Origin of the sequence: Cytobacillus oceanisediminis (genome assembly GCF_003182355.1) — a bacterium.
Classification (GTDB): domain Bacteria; phylum Bacillota; class Bacilli; order Bacillales; family Cytobacillaceae; genus Cytobacillus; species Cytobacillus oceanisediminis_A.
The window spans coordinates 171181-187884 of record NZ_QGTW01000005.1 but is presented as its reverse complement, the minus strand read 5'-3'; the positions used below and the strand labels follow the sequence as shown (position 1 = coordinate 187884).

Here is a 16704-nt window from a genome sequence, read left to right as displayed (position 1 = left end):
GGGACTTTTTTAATAGATAGATTTTGCATCCGGAGGCAGATTTCGAACATGCTTCAAAAATGCTGTTACCCGTTTATCGTCTTCATAAGGGTAATCAAAGCAAAGCTGCTGGGCGACCTCCATAGCCGTTTTTCTGAAAAGATCGCACATGATAAAAAGTGCTTTATATATGTTATCAAAATCCGCGTCCGAATAGGTCAATCTAAATTGCTCCCATTCTTCCTCCGGCAAAAAATCCGTCATATACTTGCCGAACTTGCCTGCGCTTTTTGTAAAATCGGTCTGGATTCCGATCTTCCATTCCATCATTTTGATCAGTACATTACGGTTAATTTGCTCGTGCATAAACATTGCATAAGTAATCTCCCGGCGCCAAAGGCCTTTGCTGATGTTCAGGCTGATCCACCAAAATTCATTGCAGAGATCGGCAAACTCCTGTGCAGTCGGCTTTTTAATCCAATAATCCCGATCGCTTGAAGGCGGAAGGGGGCCAACAAGGCCATCCTTATCAAGAAGCAGGACACTCAAGCTGTCGCGTTGCAGGAGTTCATCCATTTTTCCAACAGAAATCAAGGTCAAATCAATGCGATTCCCGTCCATAAATTGCATAAGGTAAGGAAAACGGCCGCTGCCATCAGCTGGAGGCAGCACCTTCTCTTCCGGCAGCTGCATCATAATCCGTTCTCCAAACACATCGACCCAGCTATGATCGCGGGTAAAAGATTCGATTTTCCTTACAAGGTACACAATATCGTAATCTTGAAAGATATCTTTTTTCACATTCGGATTCGTGCGCGAACCATTCATAATAACCGCTCGTATCCGCTCATCTTGCTTGGCTGCTGATAAAATTAATTCCATCATTTCGGTTTCGGATCTCATATGGCCCCCCATGCCTCTTTTTGTCTTTCTTACTAATATACTTCGCCAATTTAGAATCCCCTGCCCTTTTTACAAATTAAATGTCTTAAAAGATAGTTGTTAATATTTATGGAAGGAGGTCACCATGGGGGGAAAGCGGAAAACTGAATATATCCGTGAAACACCTACCCAGTCTTCTAAAATAAGAACACAAACGAATGTTCTTTAGGACGTGCATAACGCCGCCTCTTCCAAAATAAGATGAAGTATCATCCGAGAAAAGAGGCGATCGATTTGGTAAACAGCGAGAGCATCCTTACAAAAGATATGCTGGTCCGTTTTGTTGAGTTGAGCCGCAGGAAAAAGGATTTGGAAACCGAGCTGGAAAAACTAAAGGATCTGTTCCACCAGTATTTCGATACGGCAGTCGGACAGAATGAGAAAGGTGAAGTCACGATCGATAATTACAAACTGCAACGGCAGATTCGAAAATTGGAGAAATTTGATCAGGAAACGACTGTTCAAAAGCTGGAAAAACTGAACTTCCTGGACCTTATTCAGAAAAGGCCACATGAAGGAAAAATTAAATCTGCATTGGATCTTGGATTGATTAAGGAGCAGGATCTAGAAGGATGCAGGATGATAAAAACAACGGCAGCTCTCCTGGTGAAGCAGCTGGACATATAAATGGGCCCAAAAGAGGCAATTTTTTTATAAAAACCATTTGACCTTCACGTTGCGTAAAGGTGTATCGTAATAAGCAGAAAGTACTTTCATATATTTTCGAAAGGAGGAAATTCCGCATGGAGTATACAGTGCAAAAGCTTGCTCAGCTGGCAGGGGTGAGTACAAGGACTCTAAGGTATTATGATGAAATTGGGATTCTTAAGCCGGCAAGAACCAATTCGTCGGGATACCGGATTTATGGCCAGCAGGAGGTTGACAGGCTTCAGCACATCCTTTTTTACCGAGAGCTTGGCGTTAGCTTGGATCAGATCAAAAAGCTCATTTCAGCACCTGCTTTCGATGCTGCGGATGCACTGAAGGAGCATCGCGGGAAACTCCTTGAGAAAAGAAAGAAGCTGGATTTGCTTATTGCGAATGTAGAAAAAACCATTGCGTCAGCAGAAGGGAGAACGACCATGTCAGATAAGGAAAAGTTTGAAGGATTCAAAAAGAAAATGATTGAAGAAAATGAGAAGAAGTACGGGAAAGAAATCCGTGAAAAATATGGGGATGAGACTGTAGAGAAGTCAAATGCCAAGGTCATGAATATGACTCAGGAGGAGCATGAGGCTATTGCCCAATTGGCTGAGAAAGTGAATAGCACATTAGCTGAAGCTATTCAATCAGGCGATCCGGCAGGTGAACTTGCGCAAAAAGCAGCCGATCTCCATAAACAATGGATCACGTTTTATTGGAGTGAATATAGCAAAGAGGCCCATGCTGGCCTCGCGGAAATGTATGTGTCAGACGAAAGATTTAAAGCCTATTATGATAAAATTCATCCAAATGCCGCAGAGTTTTTAAGGGAAGCCATTTTGATGTATACAGGACTAAAAGGCGAATACTAAGAGAAGAGCGGCTGGCTTAGGCCAGCTGCTTTTATGCATACATATATTATTAAATACATCGGTTTACTGTATGTAACTTCTTGCGTGGGGAAAGATGATAGAAAGTACAAGAACTCGCACAGCAGGTGACGCTATGAGTAAATTTCCTTCATACGAAGAGGTGCAAAAAGCTAGGGAAAAGTTAAGGGATGTCTCTTTTGAACATTGGATGCAGGAGGACTTGTTTAGCTTTAATTGGTGGCTGTTAGTGGCTGCTGCCATTCTTCCTTATTTTATTTGGTGGAGACTGGTGGACAAGGAGCGTTTCTTTGAAATCCTTGCTTTTGGGTTATTATGCGGAATCTTTGCGTGTTTCCTGGATGTAATAGGTGTTAGTTTTTTGCTATGGGGATACCCTGATAAATTGTTTCATGCTATCCCGCCGTTGATGCCTGCAGATTTTGTGGTCATCCCGGTTTCAGGGATGCTGATTTATCAATATTTCCGCACATGGAAAAGCTTTAGCACAGCATCGGTCATTCTGGCAGCCTTTTTTGCCTATATCATTGAACCTTTATTTAGCCTTTTGAATATGTTCGAACTGATTCATTGGAAGCACACGTATTCGTTTATTGGATTTATTCTCTTGTTTTTGGCTGTTCGGTTCGTGATTGGGGGATTAAAGAAGATCACCGCAGAAAAGAGCGGTGAAAACCTTTGAGGATGAGGGCTTTTCCTTAATCCATTAGCATGCCCGGCCTTGGGGCATGCTGGAAAGGAATCCAAAAAAAACATCCATCCGCCAGATGATCCAAGGTGCATGGAGATAGCCCAGGTCTCACCTTGACGGATATAAATGATAAAAATTCATAGGCGGATTTGCTTCAAATATAGTAATAGTTTTTCCTTCAGATCAGGCCTTTGCAAAGCGAAGTCAATCGAGGCTTTTAAAAACCCAAATTTATCGCCAACATCATAACGATTGCCCTGGATTAAATAAGAATACATTCTCTCGTGGCCGAGCAATAAATGAAGCGCATCTGTCAGCTGCAATTCTCCTTTGCTGTCAGGTTTGCCATTTTCAAGCATTTCAAAAATAGATGGAGTTAAAATATATCGGCCAATAATGGCATGGGTTGAGGGAGCGGTATCGATTGGGGGCTTTTCAACAAGGTTGTCAACTTTATATAATGCGCCCCGCTGCTCTGAGTAACCGACTATCCCATATTTACTTACTTCAGAAATGGGAACCTCACTGCATCCAAGGATACTCGTACCCATTTTGTTATATTGCTCGATCATCTGCAGCAATGCCGGCTTTTTGCCGGCAATGATGTCATCACCGAGAAGGACAGCAAAGGGCTGATGGCCAATAAATTTTTTGGCGCACAAAATGGCGTGGCCCAACCCAAGAGGATCTTTTTGCCTGACATAATGAATATCCGCCAGATTGGAAATTCCGCGAACTTCCTCGAGAATTTCCAGCTTTCCGTTCTTCTTCAGCAATAACTCCATTTCAACTGATTTATCGAAATGATCTTCAATGGCCCTTTTATTCCTGCCGGTTATGATGATGATATCTTCAATCCCCGAAGCGATTGCTTCTTCAACAATATATTGGATGGCCGGCTTGTCGACGATAGGGAGCATTTCCTTAGGCTGAGCCTTTGTGGCCGGCAGAAAACGCGTTCCAAGTCCTGCAGCAGGAATGACCGCTTTTTTAATCATAAAATCCCCCCTAAGATAGTTCATGAGCCATTTTTTTGCAGCCTTATCCAGCATAATCCACCGTTAAAACTTGTGCTAGCAGTGATTACTTATCATCAGGCTTGAATGCTGTTTCACTTATTTTTATGTTGCCGGCAGGTTGTATTATGTTGAATATGGATATCCCCGGAATATTTTGCACCTGTTCGTTAACCCTAAGCTATAAATAATCTTGAACCTAGAGGTGTAAAGATTGCATTTGAAAAAAATAACAGCCGAGAAAAAGCTTCTTATCCTTGCCTTTATTGCCTTAGCTTTGTTTGTGTCTCCGTTGTACATATTAGGTGAAAACGCTCATATTCGCGTTCATGATAATTTAGATTCTAATCTTGCATGGTATAAAGTCCTAGCCGAAAGCGGCCAGCTTACAGGGCCGATTGATGCAGCCATTCCGCAAATTATTAACGGCAGCCTATCCCGGAATGCGTTTGGCTCTGAATTCACCTTAATTGTTTGGCTTTATGCTCTCTTTCCGGTCATGGTTGCCTATGCTCTCAGCCAGACGATTACAAGAGTGTTTGCTTTTATTGGAATGTATTTGCTTTTGAAAAAGCATTTTCTTAAAGAAGAGAAGTGGGCATCGGTTACGATTGGGACAGCGCTGGCGTTTGCATTCACTCCATTCTGGCCCTCCGGTATGCTGAGCACTCTTGGGATGCCGCTTGCGCTTTGGGCATTTTTAAATATCAGGCAAGGGGAAAGATCCTTGAGAAACATCCTTGTCTTAACCTTATTGCCCATGTATGCGAGCATCGTTCTGGGATTTTTCTTTTTTCTGAGTGCTATGGGAATCTTTTGGCTGATAGATGTAATCAGGAAAAGAAAGTGGAATTGGCCATTTCTATTATCGATTGCTTATATGACCGGAATATTTTTTATTGTTGAATACCGGCTTGTTTATTCCTTTCTATTTGACGAGGAACCAAACAGCCGTGATGAATATTTCCATGCAAGGTTAACCTTTTGGCATTGTGTCCGGCTGACGTTTAAAAATTTTGCTCTGGGACACCACCATGCTGCAACGATTCACACCTTAGTCATCCTGCCGATTATGTTCATAGCCCTTTTTATGATTATTTGGCAAAAGAACTGGAAAGAAGAAAAGGTGTTTTTGTTCCTGTTTTTCCTAAATTTTGCTTTATCAGCATGGTATGCCTTCTGGTTTTACAAAGGCTGGCTGCCGCTTACTGAACGCTTTCATGTTCTTGATACATTCAACTTTGCCAGGTATCACTTTTTAAGGCCCCTGGTTATTTATGTTCTTTTTGCCCTGTCCTTGAAAATCATTTGGTCCCGTGGCCAGTTTTGGAGGAGGCAGGTTCCCGTTTTTGTGCTGGCACAAGTGATTGTCGCTTCATTTTTTAATGAAGAATTTCTTTTTCAGGATAAGCCTACTGTAAAGCAATTTTATGCAGAAAAGCAGTTTACTGATATTAAGAACTATATTGGGCGCCCGCAGGAGGATTACCGTGTCGCAAGCATCGGCCTTCACCCTGCCGTCGCCCAGTTTAATGGCTTCTATACTTTGGATACGTATAATAATTTTTACCCCTTAACGTACAAATATCAGTTTCGGAAAATAATTGAAAAAGAACTGGTAAAAAACAAAAGAATCCGCATCTACTTTGATGAATGGGGGGGAAGGTGCTATATCTTTACGGACGAGCTCGGAAAGCATTATATGTTTAAAAAGCATACGAAAAAAAGGCTGAAAAACCTTCAATTGAATACAGGGGCATTCAAGGCGATGGGGGGGTCTTATATTTTTTCATCCGTTCCAATCGATAATGCCGCAGATAACGATCTGCACCTGGAAAAGGTTTTTGAATCAAAAAGCTCTGTATGGAAAATCTACCTTTATAAAGCCATATAAACAGGAGGAAAAAAATGAGCAACCCAGTACTCACCATCGTGGTTCCTTGCTATAACGAAGAGGAGGTACTGCCGGAAACGATTAAACAACTAAGCCAATTGCTTGAAGAACTGGAGAACGAAAATCTGGCTTCGGATAAAAGCAAAATTCTGTTTGTGGATGACGGAAGCAAAGACCGGACTTGGCCGATCATTTACAAGCAAAGCTTAAATAATGATAAGGTCAGGGGAATAAAGCTTTCCAGAAATGTGGGGCACCAGAATGCATTGCTTGCTGGCTTATCAGCAGCAGGAAAGGCCACGGATTGTGCTGTTTCAATCGATGCGGATCTTCAGGACGATATTTCAGTAATCCGGGAGTTTATGCTGAAATTCCGGGAAGGGTATGAAATTGTCTATGGTGTAAGGAGAAAAAGGGATACCGATACTTTTTTCAAAAGAAGCACAGCTCAGGGATTCTATAAGATGATGAAGAAGATGGGAGTCGATCTTGTTTATAATCACGCAGACTTCCGCTTAATGAGCAAACGTGCTTTGGAAGAGCTTCAACGATATGAGGAGACAAACATGTTCCTGCGCGGAATTGTGCCATTGCTTGGGTTTAAAACGGCCAGTGTGTTTTATGACCGTAAAGAACGGCTTGCGGGAGAGTCCAAGTATCCTTTGAAAAAAATGATGGCCTTTTGTTTTGAAGGCATTACCTCATTTTCGGTTACGCCGATCCGAATGGTCATGGTGTTGGGGATATGCTCCTTTTTTATTAGTCTTCTATTTGGCATTTACTTTCTTGGATTAAGGTTTTTTGGGGAAACCGAAACAGGCTGGACTTCCTTGATCACTTCAATCTGGATGCTTGGCGGGCTGCAGCTTACAGCCATTGGCTTAGTTGGGGAATATATTGGAAAGATATATAAAGAAACAAAGAGGAGACCTAAATTTTCAGTGGAAATTGATGCCTTTAATATGCCTATTTCCCCTCACCTGGCTACGGACGGAGGAGCTGAAAATGAGTTCACTGGCATTAATTTTGGAAAATTATCTGAAACGAACTAATACCTTTATCCGTTTTTTGCTTGTTGGAGCGGTTAATACGTTAGCGGGCCTATCTATTATATTTATCCTTTTGAATTTAATCGGAATGTCATACTGGACAGCTACTTTTATCGGAAATAGCATTGGAGCTGCAATCAGCTATTATCTGAATAGGACCTTTACTTTTCAGAGTAAGGCCAGCATTCAAAAGAGTGCTGTCCGTTTTATTTCTGTCATTTTATTTAGTTACTTTCTTTCTTATGCAATAAGCGATTTGGCCGCAGAGAGTATGCAGGATTTTCACCTTTTGGGGTATGAACTTTCCCGTGTGGAGCTTGCCGTATTCATGGGGGCAGCGATTTACACTATAACCAATTATTTTGGCCAGAAATATTTTGTTTTTAAATGACTCTTCATTCAGGTAACCGGGAGGAATTCCATATTTAAAAAAGACAGCAAAAAAAAAGCAGGTATAACCTGCTTTTTAAAGTAAGCTTGTATACTATTTTTACAAAAGCAATTCTAGCAGCGGCAGCACTTTTTGCAGCAATGGTGATGGAATTCGTGGCAGCATTTTTTGCAGGAGCAATGGTGGCTGTGGTCATGGCAGCATTTTTTGAAGCAGTGATGTTCATGGTTTTCTTTCTTTTTGCAGCAGATGTTGCAATGGGGGTCATGGCAGATTTTCTTTTTGTAATAATGGTACTCAACACAAAAATGGCACATAGCTTACTCTCCTTTCCATTAATCTGCTAACAATATATGAAAGAAAATTCGAAAGGGAAGAGCCCTTGTCCATAGTGTCTGAAACATCCGCAATGGCCCGTAATTATATGCAAAAACCCCTCTGTTTTTAAAGGGGGTTTTTGCGTTAATTGTTATGTTCCTGGTACTGCTTTTACGTCATTGCGTTCCTTTTTCCGCTTTTTCTTTAGCCAGCCGAAACGAAGGCTGGAGGTTGTAAACAAGCGGTAAACGGCCGGAATCAGCAGCAGGGTGATGAAGGTGGCAAATAGCAGACCGGAAATAATGACTGTCGCCATAGGGGCCTGGTAGTTGCCAGAAGTTCCGGATGCCAATGCCAAGGGCAGCATGCCGCCGGCTGTTGTCAAAGTGGTTATAAAGATGGGGCGAATCCGGTTTTTCCCTGCTTCTAAAAGAGCTTCCTCAACAGAGAATCCTTCAGTGCGCAGCTGGTTCGTCCGGTCGATCAACAGGATGGCGTTGTTGAGAACAATTCCAATCAGCATCACGATTCCCATGCCTGACATGACACTTAGCTCCATTTGTGTAAGGAACAATCCGAGAATGACACCAACGATTGTCATAGGGATCACGGACATGACGATAAGCGGGTGGCCAAGGTGGTTAAATTGAACAGCCATAACCAGGTACACGAGGAAAATCGCGATGGCTAAAACAAACACCATATCCATTATCAATTCCTGCTGCTGCTCAAGGTCGCCGGCAGCTGAAACGGTATAGCCAGCCGGTGCAGAAAAGTCGCTGATCAGCTTTTGTACGTCACGGTTAATAGCGCCAAGGTCTTTGCCCTCCATATCAGCCGAGATGGACAGGAAACGCTCGCCATCACGATGGGAAATTTCATTCGGTGTTTCCACACTCTCCAATTGGATAAAAGAAGATAAGGTTTTCTCACCCTGTGCTGTTGGGACTTTTAAATCCAATAGGGACAACTTGGAATCGGTTTTCTCGGCCCATTTTAAGGAAAGCGGCACATTTTCTTCGTTTACCGTCATTTCCCCTACTGGCATTGTCAAAAAGGCCTGCTCGATGAATTGCCTAATTTGCGGCTGTGTTAATCCCGCTGTTTCAATCGCTTCTTTCTTTAAAACGACAACCTGTTCTTCGGAAGTTCGCTCCATGGAATTTGTCACACCAACAATGCCATCAATGCCTTCAAGTTCTTTAGTAAAATCGCCGGCAACCGCCTGCAATTGTTCAAAATCCTCGCCTTTAATATGCACTTGAACTGGAGAACTGCCGCCACCCGACATAGCTCCCTGGACATTTTCAACTGGAAGGGTATCTGATAGACTGCGGAGTTCTTTCATAATTTCTTCATTAATATCTTTTTGTTCCCTTGTAATGTCTTCACCCTTTGTCATGTTGATAATGGTATAAAACATGCCGCCGTTATCCATGACGTAATTGGACTCTACATCCTCGATGGATTGCAGTTTTTGATTTATGTTTTGCGCAATTTCCTCTTTATCTTCTAGTGAAACACCTGTTTCCAGATCAACCATCAGCTCGGTGTAACGATTGAACATATCTGGCATAATTGTCATCGGAATTTTTGTCACAAGCGTCAAGGATCCGGCAAATAGCAGGAAAAAGATTGCAATGATTGCAAAGCTGTAGCGTTTTTTCTTGATTGTCCACGCGACGATACGGCTATACAGGCGCATAATCGGTCCTTCTTTGCTTTCTTTTTTCGATTTGCGGAGCTTCAGCAATTTTTCGGAAAGAGAAGGGATCAGTGTGAACGATACTATAACCGAGCTGATCAATGTAATCGCTACAACCGCAGACAGCATGATCATGAATTGCCCCATATCTCCGCCAATCAGGCCAATCGGCAGGAATACGACGATCGTCGTCAGCATGGAAGCAATAACAGCAGATGAAACTTCCTTTGTTCCTTCTAAAACGGATTCCAGTTTGCCCAATCCTTGCTCTTTCTTTCGATAGATTGATTCCAAAATAACAATGGAGGAATCGACCATCATTCCAATTCCAAGTCCCAAACCAATCAGGGTTAGGATGTTAAAGCTGTAATCAAATACCCACATCGAAGTAAAAGTCAGCAGGATAGAAGTTGGAATTGATAGACCGATGATAAAAGTGGCCCTTAGATTCCGCAAAAAGATCAGCAGGATTGCAATCGCTATGACGCCTCCGGTAAGAACATTGCCGGTTACCCCATCAATCGATTCCTGGACATAATCCGCCTGCGCGACCATTTCATTCAGTTCGAATCCTTTAACCAATCCATCTTCACGAATATTTTTGATTTCAGTACGGACCGCTGCCGCCATATCAATTTGTGTCGCATCCGCAACGCGGCCTACCTGGACAAAGATAAAGTCTTTTGTGCCATTTTTCCAGACAAAGGAGGAGCTTTCAAGCGGCTGAAGGGAAACGTCTGCCACTTCCTCCAGTTCAATGAATCCTGCCTGTGTCGGGATTTTTATACTTTTTACATCGTCCACATTTTCCAATTTCGTGTTCCAGCGAAGGGAAGGAGAGTTTGAATCGCTGCTTAGTTCCCCGAGTGTTGCCTCGCTGTTCACCTGCTGGATCGCGCTGATAATTGCTGTGGCATTCAGCCCTTTTTCTGCCATTTCGGAGCGGTTCAATTCAATTGTAACTTCATGCTCCTGTACGCCTGCCAGCGATACGTCGCGGACTTCAGGCAATGCCTCCAAACGGGGCTCAAGGACATTTTTAGAGAAATCGGTCATTTCCTCCATCGTCCCGCCGGAAACATCCATATAAAACTCGTAGGTTTGAGCTGTTCCATACTGTCCAGCCATGACCTCCGTGATCTGAGCATTATCGCCCTTGGCGGCAGTTACGATTGACTCAACTTCCTTAAAAAGGTCATCGCCGCGGCCCTGTTCAAAGGTTATTTGAAGAGAGCTCCGCCCGATTGTCGTTGTCGAGTCCGTGCCTTCTACTCCGTCAATCCCCCTGATTTGCTGTTCCAAGGGATTGGTGATCGATCGCTCCACTTCTATGGCAGCCATCTCACCAGCACTGATCTCCACATAAGCACCATCCATCGTCACAGGCGGCATCAACTCTTTATCCAATTCAAAAATCGAATAGCTGCCGATGGCTAAAATTAATACCGTCATTAACCCGACCAAAATCTTTCTCTGTACAAACAGATTCAATAATTTCATAACCATTCTCCTAGCTCCCTAATAGTGAAAATTTGCATCCAAAATCTAATTATACACAGAAAAATAGGTAATAATAACCATATAAGAATTAAAATTCCGATGATTCGTACGACCTATTTCGGCAAAATCAGACCTTTATTGCAGGAAAAAGTTAACAATTCTTACATGTATCATCTTAACGCGGATGAACAGGAGCCATAACGAGCCAGAGACATATCTTTCTCTAGGGCTTAAGGCTGACACAGTTTGGATATATAGATCCAAACACTCGGCAGTGGTAATGGAATTCATTAGTTTAGTAAAAGCTCGGACTAACGATCAAAAGCGGGGAGAGGGAGTGGATATGGTAGGTAAAGAAGCTGATTAACGACCAAATGCCAGGAGGGGAGATGGGTATGGTAGTAAAGAGTGGGATTCGCAATTGGCTTATCTCCCCATACGCACCTTTTATGAAACCTCGCCCCAGCCCTCTAAAAAGGATAAACTCCAACACTATGTTATACTTGAGGAGCCAGAAAACTCCCGAAAATAGGAGGAGAATACATGTAAACGGTTTTTTCAACATTTGATGTTCCAGATGAAAAATCGGAGGAAGTCATTCAAATATATAAAAATCGTTCACGGTCGGTTGATCGTGCTGAGGGGTTTGTCGACTTTTTGCTGCTGCAAAATGATAAGCGGGCGGGCGAGCTAACGGTACAGCTGATTTTTGATTCAAAGGAAAACTATTTAAATTGGGTTCGAAGCGAGGATTTTAAGAGAATCCATGATTTGGAGAAAAAGTACCCGGACCAGGAATTGGCTGCGGTCGTTCCGAAGGTTTCACAATACAAGGTGGTGTCTAAGTGAATTTTGATGGGATTGTCAATCAAGTAAGCGAAATGATTTATGAAAGGGAACCTTCCTTGCTGGAGCGGTTTGGCGAGAAAGGGAAAGAGAAGTGCCGCGAAGACAACCATCACCATATGAAGCATCTCCAATCAGCCTATGAATTAAAGCAATCTGTTTTTTTCAAGGATTATGCTCTCTGGCTTGAGGGTATTTTAACGAAGCATGGAATGAAAACGCAGCATTTGATTGACAATTTTAAACTGATTCAAACTGTGCTGAGAGAAGAAAAAGGAGAGCACGAACAGCAAGCAGAGGCATTCACACTTTATTTATCCGAAGCAATTGCTGTACTGAAAGGCGAACCAGTGAAGGGAGAGGTGTAATATGCAGCATGCTGAGACACTTGCTTCCTTTTTGCTTGAAGGAGATTCAGAGAAGTGTGGGAGCATATTCAGGAGCATCAGCATTTATCCCGTCTGGAAGTCTATCAAAATCTGATTACGCCTGCGATGCAGCATATCGGCTTTCTCTGGGAGACGAATAAAATTACGGTTGCGGATGAACATGTAGCTACGGCTACATGTGATTTTGTGCTGTCAAAACTGGCTTATAACCGCGATAAAATAGAATCCGGACAAAAAGCCATGTTTCTCTGCCTGGATGGGGAGGAGCATTATATTGGCCTGAAAATGGTCAATAGCTTATTTGAAGAGAATGGCTGGGAAACGAAATATTATGGTCCGAGCCTGCCTTTGGAATACGCGCTGAAAACCGCCATAGAATGGAAGCCGAATGTGATCGGCTTGTCTGTGAGCATTGTTTATCACCTGCCAAAGCTTAAGGAATATGCTGCGGAATTTGCAAAGCTTCTGCACAAACCGGCGGTACTTCTAGAGGGGCGTTTAGCGGGTAAATATGATCTGGTTCCTTATTGTGCGGAAGACACAGTTATTTTACGAGATTTGCCCGAAACGATGGAATGGCTGCAAAACTATCAGGCGGGAGGACAGCAAAATGCAATATTTTAATCAAACGCTTCCGCTAGCTTTTTTAAAAGCTGACAGAAACGGAGAAATTCTAAGCTATTCCGCTTTGGCGAGGGATAGCTTTGACCTTAGCGAGGGAAATTTGAAGGGGATAATAGATGAGGAAAGCATTGATAAGCTTGTCCGTTACAGCCGGGAGCCCGGGATGGAGCCTGCTATTCTGGAGCTGAACATGAAGACAAAGGATGCTCCGCTTGCATTATTTGATGTCCATATTTTATGGGACAGCGATGATTGTGCCAATATGATTTTTTTGCCGAAAGACAGCTCGAATGAAGTCCTGATGAAGAAGCTGTTGGAGCTTCAGGGTCGGCTTGCCTCTACCGATTTTGAACTTTTGGAGAAAAAGGAAGAGCTTGAGCAGGTACTGATCCGATTGAATCAATTATCAGGCCCTTTTATCCCTCTATCGGAATCTATGTGCCTGATTCCTTTATTTGGGAATATTACAGCAGATAAAATCAATGTGATATCCGAAAGCTGCCTAAAGTCTGTGTTTGCCGGTGAATATGATGAAATCCTCTTTGATCTTACCGCAATTGGGGAAGTGGAGAACAAAGGCATTGAAAAATTCACCCAGCTTATCAAAACATTGAACTTCATGACCGGCAGCATCATAAAATTAATCGGCATTAAGCCAAACCTTGCAAAGGTTTTAAATAATTACAAACTTGACGAATGGGTGCAGCTGGACCAATCCCTCAAGCAAGTATTAAGTATTTATCTTGACCGGAAAGAACAGGGGGCCTCTTAGGAGGTTCTTTTTTTACCTTATCTTTAGGGAGAAATGCAATCCGTACTGCCTTTCCTGTGAATGGAACTGATCAATGCAGGCACTTCTCAAAAGACATATTTGAATACGCCCACCGCGGTGCCCAAATCATGATCCAAAACGGCTGGATGGAAGAACCGCCGCAAATGGAAGAGCGGGGGACCCAGATTTAATAACGGTACCATTTGTAACATTTATTACTTCTATACATATTCGAAAAATTCGTGCTTGGAATAATCCGTTAAAGAAAATGGAGTATACTCTCCAAAACGTAATTTGACAGGGTTTTTATGGTAATGCAGAAATTACGGGTTTTCACAATTCTATAAAGCAATACACCTGCCTAAAAGCCGTGAATGTCCAGGAGATTTATAAGAGGGATATCAGACCTAAGAAGTATTTCACCTTTTTTGAATCGGATAAAGTTTTCAAGTTTATTTATAATTTCACTAGAATCAGTCAAAAATCATACATAGCACTAATCGCAATTCCGCGGCTGTCCAAGGCGCTTACACTTTTTTATTTATTGTGAATAAACTCTATTAATTTTCTGCTGGTATGTTTTAGGGCTTCTTCATGGTAGATCATATAAAAATCCCGATGTAGTGTGATTCCCTCTATATTTAACTGCATCAGCGTCTGAAGTTTAAGTTCTTTTTTAACAGCAGACTTCGATATAATGGAGATTCCCAGTCCTGCTTCTACACAGGATTTTATTGCTTCAGTGTGTTCCAGTTCCATAATGACATTCAATTTAGAAGCGTCTACATGGCATCTTCTTAATGTATCTTCCATGACTTGTCTCGTGCCTGAACCTTTTTCACGAATGATAAAAGGGACTTCCAGCAGCTCTTTAATAGTAATATCGGTTGTTTTTATAAATTTATTTTGGGGTGAGGCTATGATGATAAGTTCATCTTTTGCAAATGGTACTTGTTTTAAGGCTGGATAGGAAAGCATTGATTCAATAAACCCTAAATTAATTTCGTGATTCAAAAGTTTTTCAACAATTTGTCCGGAATTGTATACTTTTAAATGTAATTTAACTTTCGGATATAAATGGGAAAAATCAGCTAATAAAAAAGGGAGGAAATGCTCCCCGATAGTTAAGCTGGCCCCAACCTTTAAGTCTCCATGTACAGTCCCCTTTAATTCTTCAATTTCATTTTGAGTTTCGTTCATTAAAGCTATTAATTTTTTTACTTTGTTGTAAAGGATTTCTCCTGCAGGGGTTAAAGAGATTTTTTTTGTGGTCCTTTCAAATAGCTGGCAATCCCATTTTTCTTCGAGTTGTTTTATTTGGAGGCTGACACTGGATTGAGAGAGGTGTAGATCCTTTGCAGTTTGGGAAAAACTTTTATTATTTGCAGTAACATAAAATACGATCAAGTAGTCAAGATTCATGAGTATCCTCCTTCAATCATTTACCTTTTCCTATATTGCTATTGTAATCATTAGAGAGGATTTCTACATTATAAAATCCTAAATATTAAAACCAGAAGAGGGGTTATGGCAAGAAGGCCAATAAAACCGAGAACAGCTGTGGCTACTGGTTTAAAGCCGAATTGGACAAAGTCTTTCCATTTAATATTAAGCCCCAATCCTGCCATTCCCATTGCCAGCATGTACATGCTCAGCAATAAAAAAATACTGATGATACTTTCGGAAATGGAAAATAACGTATTGGTAAGGCTGGTTAAGAGAAATCCAAAAATAAACCATGGTACAGGCAAATTTTTAAAATCACTGCTTTTATAGCCCTTCTTTCTGTTGTAAACCAAACTGATTATAAGAGCCACGGGTATTAGCAGCAGTACCCTTCCAAGCTTAACTAAAATGCCGGAATCACTGCTGACATCCCCGCCTGGAACAACGGCAGCTACTACATGAGCAAGCTCATGCAAAGTGGCGCCGGCCAATACACCGTATTCCAGTGCGCTAATAGGCAAATAAGGAAATAAAACAATATAAAAAATGGCGCCAGCTGTACCCAAAACAGCAATACATGATACTGCAACCGCCGTTTGTTCTTCCTTACTTTTTACAATAGGTGCTATCGCAATAATGGCAGCAGCACCGCAAATAGCTGTACCTGCTGCTAATAAAACAGACAGTATATTATTGATCCTAAGCGCTTTTCCTAATAACAAGATGAAACTCATTGTAAACGCTATTACTACAATATCAATGATCATAATAGAAAAGCCAGCTGATAGAATCTCATGTAAATTTAATCTAAAGCCTAGTAAAATTATCCCTGCACGAAGTAAGACCTTGCTGCTGAATTCGACACCAGCTTGGGCATCTGCAGGGACAGAAAGGGTATTTCCCCATATACCTCCCAGCAGAATAGAGAGAATCATGATCCCTAATATTGAGAAAAACGGAAGATTGGCTATTTGACCAGCCAGTGCCGCCAAGAAAAAAGTCAGTAATACTCCTTTCCCAAACCCAAGTGCATTTTTCTTTATTTTGGGCTCTTTTTTCAATTTATATTGCTGAATTTTTTGAGCTTCCACAACCAGACCCCTTTTCGTTCATTTGGCTTTCATAAACGTACCATAATAAAAGGGAGCCGCTTCATCGATTGTTTAATAAGGCTTATTGGATTTCTTAATGATTCCTTTTGATCCATACCTAAAGGGATATCTACCGAAGAGGAGTTTAAAAATGTGTGGTTGAAACAGACAAATTATTTTAAAGGTGTGGATATACTCTGATCTTAAATGAAGACCTTGGGGGAATTTGGTATGAGCATATCCCGTTTAGGCAGCCATATCACAAGGCCCAGATTGAGAGCTTCTTAGCCGATTTCAGAAAGCGGTAGCCATCTACCCGTATGTCAGAAAACAAATGTGTGGATTATAAATACTCCTGCAATAACCCTAGAAGGTATAAGGAATAAAGGAAGCTAATAACCAATTGACTTTAGGCTTAAAACGCTACTTATTTGTTTTAGGCAGATGTATCAACCCTGTTGTTTTACTTATATGCATACTGAAAGAAATCCCAGGAGAAAATAAGTACGAAGTATTTAA

The 16704-nt window shown here is 41.7% G+C and carries 16 protein-coding genes and 1 pseudogene; 12 read left to right on the top strand and 5 right to left on the bottom strand.

The window, feature by feature from the left end:
- Positions 1–9 precede the first annotated feature (9 nt).
- Complete coding sequence (locus tag DFO73_RS11750; protein ID WP_110064972.1) at positions 10–882, bottom strand: aminoglycoside 6-adenylyltransferase; 873 nt, start codon at positions 880–882, stop codon at positions 10–12.
- A gap of 273 nt (positions 883–1155) precedes the next feature.
- Between DFO73_RS11750 and DFO73_RS11745 the strand changes: the two genes are divergently transcribed.
- The 3 genes from DFO73_RS11745 (at position 1156) to DFO73_RS11735 (ending at position 3135) form a co-directional block, all read left to right on the top strand.
- On the top strand, positions 1156–1548 hold the full coding sequence (locus DFO73_RS11745) for a hypothetical protein (RefSeq protein ID WP_258309422.1): 393 nt from the start codon (positions 1156–1158) through the stop codon (positions 1546–1548).
- 116 nt (positions 1549–1664) lie between these two features.
- Entirely contained in the window at positions 1665–2435 is a 771-nt protein-coding gene (locus DFO73_RS11740) for a MerR family transcriptional regulator (RefSeq protein WP_110064971.1), read from the top strand.
- Between the two features lie 133 nt (positions 2436–2568).
- Positions 2569–3135, top strand: a complete 567-nt coding sequence (locus DFO73_RS11735; RefSeq protein ID WP_110064970.1) for a CBO0543 family protein — start codon at positions 2569–2571, stop codon at positions 3133–3135.
- A gap of 146 nt (positions 3136–3281) precedes the next feature.
- Here the strand turns inward: DFO73_RS11735 and galU are convergent, their stop codons facing one another.
- Entirely contained in the window at positions 3282–4142 is an 861-nt protein-coding gene (gene galU, locus DFO73_RS11730) for a UTP--glucose-1-phosphate uridylyltransferase GalU (RefSeq protein ID WP_110064969.1), read from the bottom strand.
- Between the two features lie 232 nt (positions 4143–4374).
- Here galU and DFO73_RS11725 point away from each other — a divergent pair, with 232 nt between their 5' ends.
- From DFO73_RS11725 to DFO73_RS11710, 4 genes are all read left to right on the top strand, one after another.
- Positions 4375–6054, top strand: coding sequence for a DUF6044 family protein (locus tag DFO73_RS11725; protein WP_375137320.1), 1680 nt, complete (start codon positions 4375–4377; stop codon positions 6052–6054).
- A gap of 14 nt (positions 6055–6068) precedes the next feature.
- On the top strand, positions 6069–7106 hold the full coding sequence (locus tag DFO73_RS11720; protein WP_110064968.1) for a glycosyltransferase family 2 protein: 1038 nt from the start codon (positions 6069–6071) through the stop codon (positions 7104–7106).
- Positions 7060–7494, top strand: coding sequence for a GtrA family protein (locus DFO73_RS11715; protein WP_110064967.1), 435 nt, complete (start codon positions 7060–7062; stop codon positions 7492–7494). The genes DFO73_RS11720 and DFO73_RS11715 overlap by 47 nt, the downstream gene beginning before the upstream one ends.
- Before the next feature lie 155 nt (positions 7495–7649).
- Positions 7650–7841, top strand: a complete 192-nt coding sequence (locus DFO73_RS11710) for a hypothetical protein (protein ID WP_142669523.1) — start codon at positions 7650–7652, stop codon at positions 7839–7841.
- Positions 7842–7963: 122 nt separating this feature from the next.
- On the opposite strand, the gene DFO73_RS11705 is transcribed toward DFO73_RS11710, so the two are convergent.
- Positions 7964–11017 (bottom strand): efflux RND transporter permease subunit, encoded by a 3054-nt coding sequence (locus DFO73_RS11705; RefSeq protein ID WP_110064965.1) that lies wholly within the window; start codon positions 11015–11017, stop codon positions 7964–7966.
- A gap of 549 nt (positions 11018–11566) precedes the next feature.
- Here DFO73_RS11705 and DFO73_RS11695 point away from each other — a divergent pair.
- The 5 genes and pseudogenes from DFO73_RS11695 to DFO73_RS11675 all read left to right on the top strand — a co-directional run.
- Positions 11567–11866 (top strand): annotated as a pseudogene (locus tag DFO73_RS11695) (antibiotic biosynthesis monooxygenase family protein); the annotation flags it as partial.
- On the top strand, positions 11863–12231 hold the full coding sequence (locus DFO73_RS11690) for a hypothetical protein (RefSeq protein ID WP_110064963.1): 369 nt from the start codon (positions 11863–11865) through the stop codon (positions 12229–12231). The pseudogene DFO73_RS11695 and the gene DFO73_RS11690, both read left to right, overlap by 4 nt.
- A 54-nt stretch (positions 12232–12285) precedes the next feature.
- Positions 12286–12876, top strand: a complete 591-nt coding sequence (locus DFO73_RS11685; protein ID WP_258309420.1) for a cobalamin B12-binding domain-containing protein — start codon at positions 12286–12288, stop codon at positions 12874–12876.
- Entirely contained in the window at positions 12863–13648 is a 786-nt protein-coding gene (locus DFO73_RS11680; RefSeq protein ID WP_110064962.1) for an STAS domain-containing protein, read from the top strand. The genes DFO73_RS11685 and DFO73_RS11680 overlap by 14 nt, the downstream gene beginning before the upstream one ends.
- Positions 13649–13704: 56 nt before the next feature.
- Positions 13705–13839: a DUF3231 family protein gene (locus tag DFO73_RS11675; protein WP_258309419.1), complete on the top strand. Its 135-nt coding sequence runs from the start codon at positions 13705–13707 to the stop codon at positions 13837–13839.
- A gap of 346 nt (positions 13840–14185) precedes the next feature.
- Here DFO73_RS11675 and DFO73_RS11670 read toward each other — a convergent pair whose 3' ends face one another.
- Together DFO73_RS11670 and DFO73_RS11665 are read right to left on the bottom strand one after the other, a co-directional pair.
- Complete coding sequence (locus tag DFO73_RS11670; protein WP_110064960.1) at positions 14186–15070, bottom strand: selenium metabolism-associated LysR family transcriptional regulator; 885 nt, start codon at positions 15068–15070, stop codon at positions 14186–14188.
- A gap of 68 nt (positions 15071–15138) precedes the next feature.
- On the bottom strand, positions 15139–16185 hold the full coding sequence (locus DFO73_RS11665) for a YeiH family protein (RefSeq protein ID WP_110064959.1): 1047 nt from the start codon (positions 16183–16185) through the stop codon (positions 15139–15141).
- Between the last annotated feature and the right edge of the window lie 519 nt (positions 16186–16704).

Coding starts and splice junctions, on each gene's coding strand:
- DFO73_RS11715 (WP_110064967.1), top strand. CDS start 7,060: ATGAGTTCACTGGCATTAATTTTGGAAAATTATCTGAAACGAACTAAT.
- DFO73_RS11670 (WP_110064960.1), bottom strand. CDS start 15,070: ATGAATCTTGACTACTTGATCGTATTTTATGTTACTGCAAATAATAAA.
- DFO73_RS11680 (WP_110064962.1), top strand. CDS start 12,863: ATGCAATATTTTAATCAAACGCTTCCGCTAGCTTTTTTAAAAGCTGAC.
- DFO73_RS11750 (WP_110064972.1), bottom strand. CDS start 882: ATGAGATCCGAAACCGAAATGATGGAATTAATTTTATCAGCAGCCAAG.
- DFO73_RS11735 (WP_110064970.1), top strand. CDS start 2,569: ATGAGTAAATTTCCTTCATACGAAGAGGTGCAAAAAGCTAGGGAAAAG.
- DFO73_RS11720 (WP_110064968.1), top strand. CDS start 6,069: ATGAGCAACCCAGTACTCACCATCGTGGTTCCTTGCTATAACGAAGAG.
- galU (WP_110064969.1), bottom strand. CDS start 4,142: ATGATTAAAAAAGCGGTCATTCCTGCTGCAGGACTTGGAACGCGTTTT.
- DFO73_RS11740 (WP_110064971.1), top strand. CDS start 1,665: ATGGAGTATACAGTGCAAAAGCTTGCTCAGCTGGCAGGGGTGAGTACA.
- DFO73_RS11705 (WP_110064965.1), bottom strand. CDS start 11,017: ATGAAATTATTGAATCTGTTTGTACAGAGAAAGATTTTGGTCGGGTTA.